Origin of the sequence: Burkholderia sp. AU27893 (genome assembly GCF_002223205.1) — a bacterium.
GTDB lineage: Bacteria > Pseudomonadota > Gammaproteobacteria > Burkholderiales > Burkholderiaceae > Burkholderia.
The window spans coordinates 1,561,274-1,576,324 of the sequence record NZ_NKFD01000004.1 but is presented as its reverse complement, the minus strand read 5'-3'; the positions used below and the strand labels follow the sequence as shown (position 1 = coordinate 1,576,324).

The following is a 15,051-nucleotide window of genomic DNA, read 5'->3' as shown; positions in this document are numbered from 1 at the left end:
CGATCCCGCGTGGGACGGGCATCGGAATTCGACACGGGAGACAGCATGTTGGCGCGGGTGGAGAGCGTGAAGGCGGCCGTCGAAGAGCGCGTGCAGGTGACGGACCTGCACAAGCGGTTCGGCGAGCTGGAGGTGTTGAAGGGCGTGTCGCTGAGCGCGCGCGAAGGCGAAGTGATCTCGCTGATCGGCGCGAGCGGCTCGGGCAAGAGCACGCTGCTTCGCTGCATCAACCTGCTGGAGACGCCGACCCGCGGACGCATCGTGGTCGATGGCGAGGAGATCGGCCTGAAGGTCGACCGCAAGGGTCGCACGGTGCCGACCGATCCGCGCCAGGTCGAACGCATTCGCACGCGGCTCGGGATGGTGTTCCAGAGCTTCAACCTGTGGGCGCACCGCACGGTGCTCGAGAACGTGATCGAGATGCCCGTGCACGTGCTGCGCGAACCGCGCGCCGAAGCGATCGCGCGCGCCGAGCAGCTGCTCGAACGCGTCGGCCTTGCCGACAAGCGCAACGTCTATCCCGCGTTCCTGTCCGGCGGCCAGCAGCAGCGCGTCGCGATTGCGCGCGCGCTGGCGATGCGGCCCAGGGTGATGCTGTTCGACGAGCCGACGTCCGCGCTCGATCCCGAACGCGTCGGCGAAGTGCTGAAGGTGATTCGCGATCTCGCGTGCGAAGGCCGCACGATGATTCTCGTCACGCACGAAATGGCGTTCGCGCGCGACGTGTCGAACAAGGTGCTGTTCCTGCACGAAGGGCGGGTCGAGGAGAGCGGTTCGCCGGCCGAGATCTTCGACGCGCCGCAAAGCGAACGCTGCCGCCAGTTCGTCAACGCGCATCGGCAACGCCACTGAACCGTGGGGGCGACCCGTGCGTGCCCGCGCGGCCGGCTGCCCCGATCCCTATCTTTCCCGCAAGGAGTCCGACCATGAAACGTGTCGTACGCAGTCTGCTGTGCCTGTTGAGTCTCGTCCTCGCGGCGCTCGCGCCGTTCGGTTCCGCGCACGCTTCGTCGGGCGTGCTGCGCTTCGGGGTCGCCGCCGAGCCGTATCCGCCGTTCCTGATGAAGAGCCCGACGGGTCAGTGGAGCGGCTTCGAGGCCGACCTGATCCGCGCGCTGTGCGACCAGATGAAGGCGAAGTGCGAGATCAAGGAAGTTGCGTGGGACGGCATCATCCCGGCGCTGCTCAGCGACAAGATCGACGTGATCTTCAACTCGATGTCGATCACGCCGGAGCGCCAGAAGGTGATCGCGTTCTCGCGGCCGTACTACGAGACGCCGGGCACCTTCGTCGGCGCGAAGAACCAGAAGCTCACGCTGACGCCGGACGGGCTGAAGGGCAAGGTGATCGGCGTGCAGGGCTCGACCGCGAACGCCGAGTTCATCAAGATGGCCTACGGCAAGACCGCGACGGTGCGCCTGTACAACACGCAGGACGATTGCAACGCCGACCTCGTCGCCGGCCGCATCGACACGATCTATCTCGACCAGCTCGGCATCCTCGATTTCCTGAAGTCGAAGGATGGGTCCGCGTTCGAGCTGAAGGGCCCCGGCAGCGTGAAGATGGACCCGGCGATCTTCGGCTACGGGGTCGGCGCGGGGATGCGCAAGGCCGATGCACCGCTCAAGCAGCAGATGGACCAGGCGCTCGAGCAACTGCATGCGTCGGGCAAGTACGCCCAGATCGCGAAGAAGTATTTCCCGATCGACCTCTGGCCGCACTGAGCGAGCGCACACGGGCGTCACGCACGGACGAGGAGGCGGCATGGACGGTTGGGGATGGGTGAGCTACCTGGGCATGGACCCGGAAGGCTGGGGCGTCGCGCTCTTGCAGGGCGCGGGCGTGACGCTCGAGATTTCGCTCGGCGCGTTCGTTGCCGGGATCGTGCTCGGGCTGCTGGGTGCGGCCGCGAAGCTGTCCGGCGTGCGCATGCTGGAGCGGCTCGCGCAGGGCTACACGACGCTGTGCCGCGCGGTGCCCGAGCTGCTGCTGATCCTGCTGCTCTATTACGCGGGCACCGACGCGATCAACCTGCTGATGACGGCGATCGGCGCCGGGCCGGTCGCGGTCAACGGCTTCGCGGCGGCCGTGATCGTGCTCGGCATCGTGCAGGGTGCGTATGCGGCCGAGATCATCCGCGGTGCGATTCTCGCGATCCCGTATGGGCAGATCGAGGCGGCGCGCGCATTCGGCGCGCCACCGTCGCTCGTGTTCCGCCGCGTGACGCTGCCGGCGATGGCGCCGTATGCGCTGGCCGGTTTCACGAACCTGTGGCTGATCCTCGTGAAAGACAGTGCGCTGATCAGCGTGGTCGGCTACAGCGAGCTGCTCTACACCGCGAAGCAGGCAGCCGGGTCGACGCGCGAGTACATGCACTACTACCTGATGGTCGCGGCCGTGTACTTCGCGATCACGTCGCTGTCCGGCATGCTGTTCCGCGAGATCGAGCGGCGTTTCGGCCGCTGGATGCCGGCATCGTGAGCCGCGCCGGGTCTTCTCACGCATTGTCTGACCGAACCGGATCAACCTCATGGATCTGAGCGTACTGTCTTCCTACGGATCGCTGCTGCTGCTCGGCGTGCTGACCACCGTCAAGCTGCTCGTCATCTCGGCCGTGTTCGGCTTCGCGCTCGCGATCGTCGTCGCGTTCGCGCGGCTGTCGGGCAACCCGGTGGTCGCGCGCGTCAGCAAGGCGTTCACCGAAGTGATACGCGGCACGCCGCTGCTCGTGCAGATCTACCTGATCTACTACGGCGTCGGCTCGCTGTTCGCCGGCTGGCCCGCGCTGCGCGACAGCGTGCTGTGGCCGTTCCTGCGCGACGGCTTCTGGTATGTCGCGTTCGCGCTGGTGATCAGCGTCGGCGCGTATGTCGGCGAGGTGCTGCGCGCGGGCCTGCGCGGCGTACCGAAGGGCGAGATCGAGGCGGCGCGCGCGATGGGGATGCGCCCGTCGATGATCGCGCGGCGCGTGTGGCTGCCGCGCGCGATCCAGATCCTGTTGCCAACGCTCGCGGGCGAGACGGTGATGCTGCTGAAATCGACCGCGCTCGCGTCGACGGTCGCCGTGATGGACGTGCTCGGCGCCGCGAACTACATACGCGCGCAGACGCTGCGGACCTACGAGCCGCTGCTGGCGATCGCCGTGATCTATGTCGTGCTCGCATTCGTGATCGAACGCGCGTTCGGCCGGCTCGAGCGGCGTGTGCCGGTACGCATGCCGCGTTGAACGAACCCTTGAAGACGCGGCGGCCGCCCGGGCGCCGCGCGACGGAGAACGCATGAACTATTCGAAGCTGGTCGATCGCCTGCAGGGCAAGCGCACGACTGCATGGGACATTCATTACGCGGCACAGGCGGCCGTCGCGGCGGGCGAACCGGCGATCATCCTGAGCGTCGGCGATCCGGATTTCGCGACGCCCGACGTGATCGTCGAGCGCGCGGTGACCGCGCTGCGCGGCGGCGATACGCACTACAGCGAGGTGCGCGGCCGGGCGGAGTTGCGCGCGGTGATCGCGCGCGAGCATGCGAAGGCGTCCGGGCAGGCGGTCGGTGCCGAGCACGTGATCGTGACGGCCGGCGCGCAGAACGCGCTGTTCGCGATGGCGATGTGCCTGTGCGAGACGGGCGACGAGGTGATCGTGCCGGAGCCGATGTACCTGACGTACGAGGCGAGCGTGCGCGCGTCGGGCGCGACGCTCGTGCCGGTGCCGGTCGATGCGTCGCGCGGCTTTCATCTCGACTTCGACGCGCTCGAAGCGGCCGTGACGCCGCGCACGAAGGCGATCTTCTTCGCGACGCCGTGCAACCCGACCGGCGTCGTTTTGCCGCGCGCCGATCTCGAACGCATCGCGCGGCTCGCCTGCGAGCGCGATCTGTGGGTCGTGTCCGACGAGGTGTATGCGGAACTGACGTTCGAGCGCGACCTGGTCAGCATCGCGTCGCTGCCGGGGATGGCCGAACGCACGGTGACGATCGGCAGCCTGTCGAAATCGCATGCGATGCCGGGCTGGCGGGTTGGCTGGGCGATCGGCCCGGCCGAGCTGATCGAGCACGCGGAGCGGCTGGCGCTGTGCATGCTGTACGGGCTGCCGGGCTTCATCCAGCAGGCGGCCGTCACCGCGCTCGACAACAAGGCCGCGATCGTCGCCGACATGCGCGAGCTGTACCGGCGCCGCCGCGACCTGGCCTACGCGCGCCTGCGCGACGTGCCGGGGCTGCGTTGCCTGCTGCCGGAAGCCGGCATGTTCATGATGGTCGACGTGCGCGGCACCGGGCTCGACGCGCACGCATTCACGTGGGGATTGTTCCGCGCGAAGCAGGTCGCGCTGCTCGACGCGAGCGCGTTCGGCGATACCGCATCCGGCTTCGTGCGCTTCGGCTTCGTCGTCGACGATGCGAAGCTGGCCGACGCATGCGAGCGCATTGCGGCATTCGTCGCGAGCCTCGGCGCGGATTCGCGCGCGGCGTCGTGATGGGCAAGCCGAACCCGAAGGAGAACGGACGATGATCGAGGTGCTGACCTGGCCGGTGCCCGGCGACGCCGGGCAGCCGCTCGCGATCCGCGCGTGGCGGCTGGCCGGCGCCGACGGGCCGCGGGTGCATCTGCAGGCCGGCGTGCATGCGGACGAGATCGCCGGCATGCTCGTGCTGCACCGCTTGCTGCCGCGGCTGTGCGCGGCGCACGATCGCGGCATGCTGCGCGGCACGGTGACGGTGGTGCCGCAGGCGAACCCGCTCGGGCTTGCGCAATTCCGGCAAGGGCGGCTGCTCGGCCGCTTCCACGATGCGACGCAGCGCAATTTCAACCGGCATTTTCATGAATCGGCCGCGGCGCGCCGGCCCGCGACGACATTCGCCGCCTGGCAGCGCACGCTGTTCGACGCCGCATGCGACGCAGATATCGTGCTCGACCTGCATACCGATTCCGAAGCGCTGCCGTATCTGTACGTGCAGCGTGAGATGTGGCCGGTCAGCCGCGATCTCGCGGCGGCGCTCGGCGTCGACGTCGCGATTCTGTGGGACGAGGACGACGACGGCGCGTTCGAAGGCGCGATCGCCGCGCACTGGGCGCGCAACGGCGGCCTGCGCGAACGGCTCGTCGCGACGGTCGAGTTGCGCGGGCAATCCGATGTATCCGATGCGCTCGCCGAGCGCGATGCCGACGGCGTGCTGGCGTTCCTGCGTGGCCGCGGCGTGATCGCGGAGCCCGCCGGCGCGCACGACTGGCACGGCGAGGCCGTGCCGATCGCGCACATGGAGACGGTGCTCGCGCCGGCGTCGGGCGTGCTCGTGTACGAACGCGAACTCGGTGCGACGGTCGCCGCGGGCGAACGCATCGCGCGGATCGTCGCGCATCCTGGCGTGCCCGGCAGCGAGCACGTGCTGGTCGCGCCGCAGGCCGGACGTATCGTCACGCGCAATCGCGAGCGGCTGGTCGCGCAGGGCGACGTCGCGCTGAAGCTGACGGGTTCGCGTCCGTCGGCGGGATGGTCGGGCGGCGCGCTCGATCCGTGAGCGACGCTGCGCGCGACACTCCGCCTGTCGAGAACGATCGAACGCTTGCATCTGCGCCAACCCGCGTCGCGGCGCCGAAAAACTGACGTCGACGTGACGGCGCGCCCTGCGCATGGCCGCGTACACCCGTCAAGCGTCTCGCGTGCGGCAGCGTCGCGACGCCCCGTTCCGCTAGGGAAAACCATAGTGCGTCCTCGAAAGACCGAGTAAGCACGCAGTCAGCTTCGCCGTCCAGAATCGCCACACTCATTCAAAAAGCAAACCAGGAGACAGGCGATGCATGATGGGTTGGTGAAAAAGATCGAAGCGCATCCGAAGTATGCGCAGCTCAAGCGGCGGCGCAACACGCTCGGCATCTGCCTGACCGTGCTGATGCTGATCGTGTACTACGGCTACATCGCACTGATCGCATTCGACAAGTCGTTCCTCGCGAAGCCGGTGAGCACCGGCGTGACGAGCGTCGGCGTACCGGTCGGCATGGCGGTGATCGTGTTCACCGTCGTCATCACCGGCATCTACGTGCGCCGCGCGAACAACGAATACGATCAACTGACGCAGGACATCCTGCAGGACGTCGCCCAATGAAGAAGACACTTTCGATGACGCTGGTCGCGCTGCTGGCTGCGGGCGTATGCGGCGCGGCCGTCGCGGGCGGCGGCGATGTCGGGCAGACCGCCAAGCAGGCCACCAACACCACGGCCATCGTCCTGTTCGCGCTGTTCGTGGCCGGCACGTTGTGGATCACCAAGTGGGCGGCGTCGCGCACGCGTTCCGCCGCGGATTTCTACACCGCCGGCGGCGGCATTACCGGGTTCCAGAACGGCCTGGCGATCTCGGGCGACTACATGTCGGCCGCATCCTTCCTCGGCATTTCCGCGGCGGTGATGACGTCGGGCTACGACGGCCTGATCTACTCGATCGGCTTCCTGGTCGGCTGGCCGATCATCACGTTCCTGATGGCCGAGCGGCTGCGCAACCTCGGCAAGTTCACCTTCGCCGACGTCGCGGGCTATCGCTTCGAGCAGGGGCCGATCCGCAGCTTCGCCGCGATCGGCACGCTGGTGGTGGTGGCGTTCTACCTGATTGCGCAGATGGTGGGCGCCGGGCAGCTCATCAAGCTGCTGTTCGGTCTCGACTACTGGGTGGCGGTCGTGATCGTCGGCGCGCTGATGATGGTCTACGTGCTGTTCGGCGGCATGACGGCCACCACCTGGGTGCAGATCATCAAGGCGTGCATGCTGCTCGCGGGCGTGACCTTCATGGCGATCATGGTGCTCGCGCAGTACGGCTTCAGCCCGGAGGCGCTGTTCGCCCATGCGGTGGAAGTCAAGACCGCGATCGCCGCGAACGCCGGCAAGGCGCCGGACGACGCGACCCGCATCGGGCTGTCGGTGATGTCGCCGGGCGGGTTCATCAAGGATCCGATCTCGGCCATTTCGTTCGGCATGGCGCTGATGTTCGGCACCGCCGGCCTGCCGCACATCCTGATGCGTTTCTTCACGGTGCCGGATGCGAAGGAAGCGCGTAAATCCGTGTTCTGGGCCACCACGTGGATCGGCTACTTCTACGTGCTGATCTTCATCATCGGTTTCGGTGCGATCACGCTGGTGCTGACCAACCCGGAGCTGGCCGACGTGGCCAAGGGCGTGATCAAGGGCGGCGCGGGCACGGCCAACATGGCCGCGGTGCTGGTGGCCAAGACGGTGGGCGGCGACGTGTTCTACGGCTTCATCTCGGCCGTGGCGTTCGCGACGATCCTGGCGGTGGTGGCCGGGCTCACGCTGTCGGGTGCGTCCGCGGTGTCGCACGATCTCTACGCCACCGTCTTCAAGAACGGCAAGGCCAACAGTGCCGACGAGCTGAAGGTGTCGCGCATCACGACGCTGGTGCTCGGCGTGATCGCCGTGCTGCTGGGCATCGCGTTCGAGAAGCAGAACGTCGCGTTCATGGTGTCGCTGGCGTTCGCCGTGGCGGCGTCGGCCAATTTTCCGGTGCTGTTCCTGTCGATGATGTGGAAGGGCTGCACCACGCGCGGCGCGGTCATCGGCGGCTTCCTCGGGCTGGTCTCGTCGGTGGGGCTGACGATCGTGTCGCCGTCGGTGTGGGAAGCAACGCTCGGTTATCCGAAGGGTTCAGCGTGGTTCCCGTACACGTCGCCCGCGTTGTTCTCGATGACGATCGGCTTCGTGGGCGTGTGGCTGTTCTCGGTCGTCGACACGAGCCTGCGCGCGAAGGCGGAGAAGGGTGCGTTCGCCGCGCAGCAGGTGCGTTCGGAAACGGGGCTGGGGGCGACGCGCGCCAGCAGCCATTGACCGGTCGTGAGTCGCTCACGCCCGCTCCGGGGCCCACGATGCAGTTCATCGCACCGCGGGCCCCGGAGCGGGCGGTATCGTTTTCATCGGTCCGTCGAATTGCGGCCCGACAATAAAAAATCGTGAATTCGCCTGAATTCGCCGATAATGCGCAAACGTTTTACGAAAGCCCGATTGCCGATAATCCGCGGATTAAATAAATAAAAATAAAATATCCGAAGCTGGAATGTCCAGGCCGCGCAGGATCGCCGATCGAAGCCTTGTGGCATGAGGTTAACGGCAGATACCGGCAAATCTTTAGGGTGCTTTCGTCGCAATTATTCATTTCGTTTTTATCAATGAATGATTGATTTCCGGTCATCGGAGCGTCATACACCATCCCCGATAATTCGGCGCTCACATTCTTTCAATAGACCAAACGGCGATCGAAGCCGGATCGCTGCGGGGAGCTGTACTCATGACCATCCGTCATCGCATTACGCTGCTAGTCGTCCTGACGTTCTTCGCGTTGTCCGCGATCGGCATCTATGCCGTGTACCAGACCCGCAAGAGCGCGTCCGAGGTACGCCAGGTCACCCAGGGAATCGTGCCGAGCGCGCTCGCGTCCGCGGATCTCGTCGCCGATGTGAAGAACATCCAGATCGCGACGATGACGCTCGTCTATGCGCCCGACGCGAACACCTCCGCGCAGGCGCGCGACGAGCTGAAGGCGAAGCAGGGCGCGCTGCGCGCCGCGCTCGACGTGCAGGCGAAGTCGGCGGTCGGCCAGGCGCAGGTCGGGCTCGTGTCGCAGGCGAAGGAGAGCGCGACGAACTATTTCGCGGCGATCGACGACACCGTGAAGATGAAGGCCGACGGCAAGCCCGAGATGGCGCAGGCGTACCTGTTCGCGAACGTCGCGCAGTATCGCGACGAACTCGAAAGCATCGTCGACACGCTGCGCGTCGAGAAGAACCGCCAGAAGGACGACGCGATCAGCGCGCTGAACGGGATGCTGTCGACCACCGCGACCGCGATCGCGGGTGTCGCCGGCACGGTGATCGTGCTGCTGACCGCACTCGGCCTGCTGCTGTATCGCCAGATCACGCGCCCGCTGATCGGGATGCAGACGGCGATGAGCGAGATCGCGACGAGCCAGGATTTCACGCGCCGCGTGCCGGTGGGCCGGATGGACGAAATCGGCCATTCGATCGTCGCGTTCAACGGGATGATCGAGAAGATCCAGGAGAACTCGGCGCAGCTCAAGCAGAAGACGGCCGACATCCAGGCGATGCTGCAGAACATGCAGCAGGGGATCCTGACCGTCGTCGAGGGCGGCGTCGTGCATGCGGAGTATTCGGCGTACCTCGAAACCATCTTCGAGACGAACGATATCGCCGGCCGCGACCTGATGGCGCTCGTGTTCGACGACTCGAACATCGGTTCCGACGCGCGCTCGCAGGTCGATGCGGCCGTGCATGCGTGCCTCGGCGAAGACAGCATGAACTTCGCGTTCAACGAGCACCTGCTCGTGAACGAAGTCGCGAAGCGGATGCCGGACGGCCGCGACAAGTGGCTCGACCTGAGCTGGTCGGCGATCACCGACGAGACCGACACGGTCGTGCGCCTGATGCTGTGCGTGCGCGACGTGACCGAGATTCGCGAGCTGACCGCGCAGGCCGGCGAGCAGCAGCGCCGCCTCGAGATGATCGGCGAGATTCTGTCGATCAGCCAGGACAAGTTCCACGACTTCGTGCACAGCGCGAAGGGCTTCCTCAGCGAGAATGAGCGGATGATCCGCCAGCACGAACGCGCCGATCACTCGATCGTCGCGGCGCTGTTCCGCAACATGCACACGATCAAGGGCAATGCGCGCACGTACAGCCTCCAGCACCTGACCAACATCGTCCACGAAGCGGAGCAGGCGTACGACTCGCTGCGCCGCGCGGACGGCGGCCCGGAGTGGAACCGCGACGCGCTGATGGACGACCTGGCCCGCGTGCGCGACGCGGTCGAGCACTACGCGACGATCAACGCGGTCACGCTCGGCCGCAGCGGCGAAGCGGTGCAGGGCGCCGACTTCCTGATGGTCGAACGCGCGCACATCAGCGAGAGCCTGCGCGTGCTCGACGGCGCCGATCCGGCGAACGCGTCCGACTGGCACGCGGCGCGCGACGCCGTGCGCCGCATGCTGAGCCAGCTCGGCACGCAGGGCATCGGCGATGCGCTCGGCGGCGTGATCGAGTCGCTGCCGTCGCTCGCGGCCGAACTCGGCAAGCCGGCGCCGGTCGTGCATATCGACAGCCACGGCCACCGCGTGCGCAGCGAAATCGTCGCGACGCTGAAGAACGTATTCATGCACCTGCTGCGCAATTCGATGGACCACGGGATCGAATCGTCCGACGAGCGGCGCGCGGCCGGCAAGGCGGCGTCCGGCACGATCGACATCGCGGTCGGCGTGGGCGGCGGCGAGCTGTGGTTCGTGCTGAGCGACGACGGCCGCGGCCTCGCGCTCGACCGGATTCGCAGCATCGCACGCGAGCGCGGCTGGATCGATGCCGACCACGACGCGGCGCTGTCCGACGACGAGGTGGCCGAGCTGATCTTCCGGCCGGGTTTCTCGACCGCGAGCACGGTGACCGAAGTGTCGGGGCGCGGCGTCGGCATGGACGCGGTGCGCAACTTCCTTAAGCGCGACGGCGGCGACATCGCGCTGCGCTTCACCGACGATCGCGTCGGCGCGCCGTATCGCGCGTTCGAGACGATCGTGACGCTGCCGGCCCGCTTCGCGGCCGACGGCGCCGCCCAGGGCGTCGTGCACGAGCGTGCACGCAGCGCGGACATCGGCGCGGCGGAGTGACGACGTGATCGGGCAGGCGTGGATGATCCAGATGGCCGCTGCACTGGCGGGCGGTGTCGTCGTCGCCATGGTGGCGGCGGTCGTATTTAGCGTGACGCGCAAGCGGCTCGTCGCGGCGCACGAGCGCGATACGGCGCAGTTGCGTGGCGCGCTCGACGCAGCCGATGCGCGCGCCGCCGATGCCGCGTCGGCGCATGCGGAGGCGGCCGACGCATGGGCGCAGCGCGAGGCGCAGCTCGAGGATGCGCTGGCGCGCGAGACGTCCGCCGCCGGCTCGCAGCGCGACGCCGTGCAGGCGCTGTCGGCCGATCGAGCGGCGCTCGCGCAGCACGCGATGAAGATCGCCGACGAAGCCGCGCGCCTGCGCGGGCTCGCCGGCACCTTCGAGCGCTGGCACGAGCAGATGATCTCGTTGACCACGCAGAACCAGGACATGCGCACGAAGAACCAGGAGCTGTCGGCGATCGTCGCGCACGTGTCGATCGTGTCGCTGAACGCGTCGATCGAGGCCGCGCGCGCCGGCACGGCCGGGCGCGGCTTCTCGATCGTCGCGAGCGAGGTGCGCGGGCTGGCCGCGCGCTCGCAGCAGCTGTCGAACAGCTATCGCGACAGCCTGAACCGCAACGATCTCGTGACGGCCGCGACGTTTCAGGACATCCAGGCCGGCGGCAAGATGATCACGGCCGCGCTCGCGACCGTCGAGACGCTGGCCGGGCAGTTGCACGCGCGGATCGAGGGAGAAGCCGCGTGATCAGTGCGCAGGCGAGGGCCGGGTTCGAACGGATCTTTTTCGATGCCGCGCGCACGCGGCTCGCGGCAGGCGGCGCGTGCGACATCCGGCCGCGAGCCGGGCACGAACACGACGCGCCGGATCGCGCGCACGCGAAGTCGCGATCGAAGCCGCAGGCGCCCGAACATGTGGTTGTGCTGACGATCTCCGCACTGCATTTCCGCCTGCTGCTCGCGCTGCGCTTCAGCGACGACGACGCGACGCGCCGCCATTTCGCCGGCGCGACAGCGGGCACGAACAGCCAGCGATCGTTGACCGATGCGTTCATGGAAGTCGCGAACCTGTGTTGCGGCGCGATCAACCAGGCGCTGACCGCGTCGTTTCCCGACCTCGGGATGTCGACGCCGTACCTGCTGAGCGGCGCGAGCATCGACTTCATGCACGCGCTCTCGCCCGATTACGTGGCCGCCTATGACTTGACGCTCGATGGCGACGTGCGGGTCGGCGCGACGTTGTGCGTGTGCGCGAACGCGCCGGTCGATTTCCATGTGCCGGAGACGGCCGTGATGGAAACCGGCGGCGAACTCGAACTGTTCTGATCGACCATGAGGAAACCTTGAGATGACCCTGGACAAACCCGTCAGCAAGGTGCTCGTACTCGACGACAGTCGCGCGCACGCCGACGCGATCAAGCGCTTCTGCGACGAGCACAACCTGGTCGGCCTGACCGTGCGGCGCAGCCGGTTGCTGAAGGTGCTGCGCTCGAACATCGACCTGGGCGCGATCCTGCTGGCCGAGGATTACGGCGGTTCGGCCGCCGAGAGCGCGATCATCGCGACGCAGATCGATGCGCTGCGCCCCGAATTGCCGATCATCCTGCGCCGCGAATCGCTCGCGTCGCGCGACGGGCTGCCGGAGGCGCTCGCGCGCGTCGCGTGCGCGGCCTACGTCGCGGACGACATGACGCCGCTCAAGCGCGCGATCGACGAATACCTGTTCGGCCGCGACTACCCGAACGCGCTCGTGCGCGGCATCTCGGAGATCACCGAGGCGCGCATCGACAGCCTGTTCCCGGGCATGACGATCGAGCACGAAACGCCGTGCATCGTGCGCGACCAGATCATCTTCGGCGAAGTGTTCAGCCTGATCGCGCTCGAAAGCGCGTGGTGCCGCGGCTACATGCTGCTGCAGACGAGCGAGCAGCCGCTGCTCGACATGCTCGGCGGCACGCGCGAAGGCGGCCGCGCGCCGGATTTCCGCGACGTGAACAGCGTGCTCGGCGAGCTGACCAACCTCGTATGGGGCGCGTTCAAGAACCGTTATCTCGGCGACGCCGAGGCACTGGCGCGCCATCCGGTGCAGGTGCCGCTCGTCGTCAATCACAAGCAGAAGTTCATCTCGTTCGGCGGCGATTGCCCGCAGCTCTGCTTCAAGTACCGGATGACCGATCCGGCATCGGGGCGCTCCGTGTGCCTCGACCAGCGCTTCGTGTTCAGCCTGAGCTGGTCGCCGGAGGATTTCCGCGAATCGGTGCAGGACGTGGGGCCGATGGTCGAATCGGGTGAACTCGAACTGTTTTGAAGACTGAAGTCAGCAACAAGGAAAGGAAGGGGAAGACGACATGGCAAAGATTCTGGTGGTCGACGATTCGGGCACGGTGCGCGACGAGGTCGCGGGCTTCCTGCGCAATCACGGGCTCGACGTCGCGACGGCCGTCGACGGCAAGGACGGGCTCGCGAAGCTCAAGGCGACGCCCGGCGTGCGCCTCGTGATCAGCGACGTGAACATGCCGAACATGGACGGCCTGACGATGGTCGAGAAGATCCGCGGCGAACTGGCGAATTCGACGGTCAACGTCGTGATGCTGACGACCGAAAGCAGCCCGGCGATGAAGGAGCGCGGCAAGGCCGCCGGCGTGAAGGGCTGGATCGTGAAGCCGTTCAAGGGCGACGCGGTGCTCGACGCGCTGAAGAAGCTCGCGGGCTGACACCTATCGGGCTGCGGCGCACCCGCGCCCGCCCGCGCATTCAGCGCGGCGGTTCGGGTTGCGCGGCTGTCGCGTCGCCGGTCGCGGCCGGCACGCGCGGCGCGGGCGTCTGCCATTGCACGACGATCATCCCCGCGAAGATCAGCGCGACGCCCGCGATGCGGCCGGGGGTCGCGAGCCGCTGCGCGAGCCCCATCAGCCCGTAGTGGTCGATCAGCAGCGACGCGAGCATCTGCCCGGCGACGACGCAGACGATGAAGGTCGTCGCGCCGAGCCGCGGCGTCAGGATCAGCGCGAGCGTGATGTAGATCACGCCCGCAAGGCCGCCGAGCCACATCCACAGCGGGCGCTGCAGCGCGTCGCCGACGAGCGGCGCGTTCGCACGCGTCGCCAGCAGCACGGGCAGCACCGCGAGCAGACTCACCGTCAGCGACGCGACGCTCGCCCACAGCGGGTGGCCGAGCGCGCGCCCGAGCGCGGCATTGCTGCCGCCTTGCAGCGGCACGAGCGCGCCGGCGACGAAAGCCGCGACGGCGAGCGGAAGGGTGGCGAAGGACAGGGAAGTCGTCATCTGGATGGGGCATGAAAGGATGTTGAAATGATTGTTGTCCATTAAGATCACGAATGGAAATTCGTTCTTCGGATGCTTCATATTCATCCCATGAATAATCTGGCCCGCATCGACCTGAACCTGCTCGTGACGCTGCATGCGCTGCTGAGCGAAAAACACATCTCGCGTGCCGCCGTGCGGCTGCACCGCAGCCAGCCGGCCGTGAGCCATGCGCTCGCGCGGTTGCGCGATATCTTCGGCGATCCGTTGCTCGTGCGGCGCGCGGGCCGGCTCGAACTCACCGCGCGTGCGAACGAACTGGTCGAGCCGCTGAACGACGTCCTCGGCCGGCTCGGCGCGCTGATCGAGCCGCCGGCGTTCGATCCGTCCGCGGCCACGCGCGTGTTTCGCATCGCGATGTCCGACTACGGCGCGCGGATCGTGCTGCCTTCGCTCGTGAAGACGCTGCGTGCCGACGCGCCGGGCATCGAGCTGATCGTGTCGCAGGCCACCCGCGAGGCGATGCGGATGCAGCTGATGGACGGCGAGGTCGATCTCGCGCTCGGCGTGTTGCCCGCGATGCAGCGCGACCTGCACGCGCAACCGTTGTTCGTCGAATCGTTCGCGTGCGTGGCCGATGCAAGCCGCCTGCCGCGCCGCGGCGAACTCGCGCTCGATGCGTGGCTCGCACGGCCGCATGCGCTCGTCGCGATGCGTGACGGGATGGACAACGAAGTCGATCGCGCGCTCGCGCGGCTACGGCGCGAGCGGCACATCGCGGTGATCCTGCCGTTCTGGGGTGTGGCGAACGACCTGATCGCCGGCACCGACCTCGTGCTGACCGTCGCACGGCGCAACCTCGACCGCGTGCGCGACGATGCGCGGCTGCGCGTGTTCGAGCCGCCGTTCCCGATCGATTCGTTCGAGTTCGCGCAGCACTGGCACGCGCGCCGGCACGGCGACGCCGCGCACCTCTGGCTGCGGCAGACGATCGCGCGCGTCGCGAGCGGCGGGTAGCCGCGCGGCGTGGCCGGCCACGCCGCCTGCGCAATTTACAGCGCGCCGCGATCTCCGTATCCTGCCGGATGCCGAGGGCGGCGTGCCCGCGCGACCTGCGCA

15 protein-coding genes are annotated in these 15,051 nt (G+C 67.6%); 14 read left to right on the top strand and 1 reads right to left on the bottom strand.

All coding sequences use genetic code 11. The features are described 5' to 3' along the window. The first annotated feature begins 66 nt into the window (after nt 1-66). The 13 genes from CFB47_RS26895 to CFB47_RS26830 all read left to right on the top strand — a co-directional run bounded on the left by CFB47_RS26895 (nt 67) and on the right by CFB47_RS26830 (nt 13,382). Nucleotides 67-852 (top strand): ABC transporter ATP-binding protein, encoded by a 786-nt coding sequence (locus tag CFB47_RS26895; protein ID WP_373453166.1) that lies wholly within the window; start codon nt 67-69, stop codon nt 850-852. 74 nt (nt 853-926) lie between these two features. Then, the gene (locus CFB47_RS26890; protein WP_089457952.1) at nt 927-1,724 is read left to right on the top strand and encodes a transporter substrate-binding domain-containing protein; all 798 of its coding nucleotides are present in this window, start codon (nt 927-929) and stop codon (nt 1,722-1,724) included. Nucleotides 1,725-1,764: 40 nt separating this feature from the next. Beyond that, nucleotides 1,765-2,481: an ABC transporter permease gene (locus CFB47_RS26885; protein WP_089457953.1), complete on the top strand. Its 717-nt coding sequence runs from the start codon at nt 1,765-1,767 to the stop codon at nt 2,479-2,481. 49 nt (nt 2,482-2,530) lie between these two features. Beyond that, complete coding sequence (locus tag CFB47_RS26880; RefSeq protein WP_089432493.1) at nt 2,531-3,226, top strand: ABC transporter permease; 696 nt, start codon at nt 2,531-2,533, stop codon at nt 3,224-3,226. Nucleotides 3,227-3,278: 52 nt separating this feature from the next. After that, a complete protein-coding gene (locus CFB47_RS26875; RefSeq protein WP_089462839.1) occupies nt 3,279-4,472 on the top strand; it encodes a pyridoxal phosphate-dependent aminotransferase in 1,194 nt (397 codons plus the stop codon). A gap of 31 nt (nt 4,473-4,503) precedes the next feature. Next, complete coding sequence (locus CFB47_RS26870; protein ID WP_089462838.1) at nt 4,504-5,514, top strand: succinylglutamate desuccinylase/aspartoacylase family protein; 1,011 nt, start codon at nt 4,504-4,506, stop codon at nt 5,512-5,514. Between the two features lie 276 nt (nt 5,515-5,790). After that, nucleotides 5,791-6,099, top strand: a complete 309-nt coding sequence (locus tag CFB47_RS26865) for a DUF485 domain-containing protein (RefSeq protein WP_043179330.1) — start codon at nt 5,791-5,793, stop codon at nt 6,097-6,099. Continuing rightward, on the top strand, nt 6,096-7,826 hold the full coding sequence (locus CFB47_RS26860; RefSeq protein ID WP_089462837.1) for a cation acetate symporter: 1,731 nt from the start codon (nt 6,096-6,098) through the stop codon (nt 7,824-7,826). The genes CFB47_RS26865 and CFB47_RS26860 overlap by 4 nt, the downstream gene beginning before the upstream one ends. Nucleotides 7,827-8,283: 457 nt before the next feature. After that, nucleotides 8,284-10,665: an ATP-binding protein gene (locus tag CFB47_RS26850; RefSeq protein ID WP_089462835.1), complete on the top strand. Its 2,382-nt coding sequence runs from the start codon at nt 8,284-8,286 to the stop codon at nt 10,663-10,665. Between the two features lie 22 nt (nt 10,666-10,687). Then, nucleotides 10,688-11,416 carry a methyl-accepting chemotaxis protein gene (locus CFB47_RS26845; protein ID WP_089463563.1) on the top strand — a complete coding sequence of 243 codons (729 nt, stop codon included), beginning with the start codon at nt 10,688-10,690 and terminating at the stop codon, nt 11,414-11,416. After that, nucleotides 11,413-11,994, top strand: a complete 582-nt coding sequence (locus CFB47_RS26840) for a hypothetical protein (RefSeq protein WP_089462834.1) — start codon at nt 11,413-11,415, stop codon at nt 11,992-11,994. The genes CFB47_RS26845 and CFB47_RS26840 overlap by 4 nt, the downstream gene beginning before the upstream one ends. 22 nt (nt 11,995-12,016) lie before the next feature. Continuing rightward, nucleotides 12,017-12,976 (top strand): chemotaxis protein CheX, encoded by a 960-nt coding sequence (locus CFB47_RS26835; protein WP_089442822.1) that lies wholly within the window; start codon nt 12,017-12,019, stop codon nt 12,974-12,976. A 40-nt stretch (nt 12,977-13,016) separates the two neighbouring features. Then, nucleotides 13,017-13,382 (top strand): response regulator, encoded by a 366-nt coding sequence (locus CFB47_RS26830; protein ID WP_011355572.1) that lies wholly within the window; start codon nt 13,017-13,019, stop codon nt 13,380-13,382. A gap of 40 nt (nt 13,383-13,422) precedes the next feature. Here the strand turns inward: CFB47_RS26830 and CFB47_RS26825 are convergent, their stop codons facing one another. Beyond that, nucleotides 13,423-13,953, bottom strand: a complete 531-nt coding sequence (locus CFB47_RS26825) for a DMT family transporter (protein ID WP_089463562.1) — start codon at nt 13,951-13,953, stop codon at nt 13,423-13,425. 90 nt (nt 13,954-14,043) lie between these two features. Here CFB47_RS26825 and CFB47_RS26820 point away from each other — a divergent pair, with 90 nt between their 5' ends. After that, the gene (locus CFB47_RS26820) at nt 14,044-14,949 is read left to right on the top strand and encodes a LysR family transcriptional regulator (protein ID WP_089442820.1); all 906 of its coding nucleotides are present in this window, start codon (nt 14,044-14,046) and stop codon (nt 14,947-14,949) included. Nucleotides 14,950-15,051 lie beyond the last annotated feature (102 nt).

What these genes read in the sequence shown, in the direction of transcription:
- CFB47_RS26890 (WP_089457952.1), top strand. Translation starts at nt 927, where the DNA reads ATGAAACGTGTCGTACGCAGTCTGCTGTGCCTGTTGAGTCTCGTCCTC.
- CFB47_RS26885 (WP_089457953.1), top strand. Translation starts at nt 1,765, where the DNA reads ATGGACGGTTGGGGATGGGTGAGCTACCTGGGCATGGACCCGGAAGGC.
- CFB47_RS26880 (WP_089432493.1), top strand. Translation starts at nt 2,531, where the DNA reads ATGGATCTGAGCGTACTGTCTTCCTACGGATCGCTGCTGCTGCTCGGC.
- CFB47_RS26875 (WP_089462839.1), top strand. Translation starts at nt 3,279, where the DNA reads ATGAACTATTCGAAGCTGGTCGATCGCCTGCAGGGCAAGCGCACGACT.
- CFB47_RS26870 (WP_089462838.1), top strand. Translation starts at nt 4,504, where the DNA reads ATGATCGAGGTGCTGACCTGGCCGGTGCCCGGCGACGCCGGGCAGCCG.
- CFB47_RS26865 (WP_043179330.1), top strand. Translation starts at nt 5,791, where the DNA reads ATGCATGATGGGTTGGTGAAAAAGATCGAAGCGCATCCGAAGTATGCG.
- CFB47_RS26860 (WP_089462837.1), top strand. Translation starts at nt 6,096, where the DNA reads ATGAAGAAGACACTTTCGATGACGCTGGTCGCGCTGCTGGCTGCGGGC.
- CFB47_RS26850 (WP_089462835.1), top strand. Translation starts at nt 8,284, where the DNA reads ATGACCATCCGTCATCGCATTACGCTGCTAGTCGTCCTGACGTTCTTC.
- CFB47_RS26845 (WP_089463563.1), top strand. Translation starts at nt 10,688, where the DNA reads ATGATCCAGATGGCCGCTGCACTGGCGGGCGGTGTCGTCGTCGCCATG.
- CFB47_RS26835 (WP_089442822.1), top strand. Translation starts at nt 12,017, where the DNA reads ATGACCCTGGACAAACCCGTCAGCAAGGTGCTCGTACTCGACGACAGT.
- CFB47_RS26830 (WP_011355572.1), top strand. Translation starts at nt 13,017, where the DNA reads ATGGCAAAGATTCTGGTGGTCGACGATTCGGGCACGGTGCGCGACGAG.
- CFB47_RS26825 (WP_089463562.1), bottom strand. Translation starts at nt 13,953, where the DNA reads ATGACGACTTCCCTGTCCTTCGCCACCCTTCCGCTCGCCGTCGCGGCT.
- CFB47_RS26820 (WP_089442820.1), top strand. Translation starts at nt 14,044, where the DNA reads ATGAATAATCTGGCCCGCATCGACCTGAACCTGCTCGTGACGCTGCAT.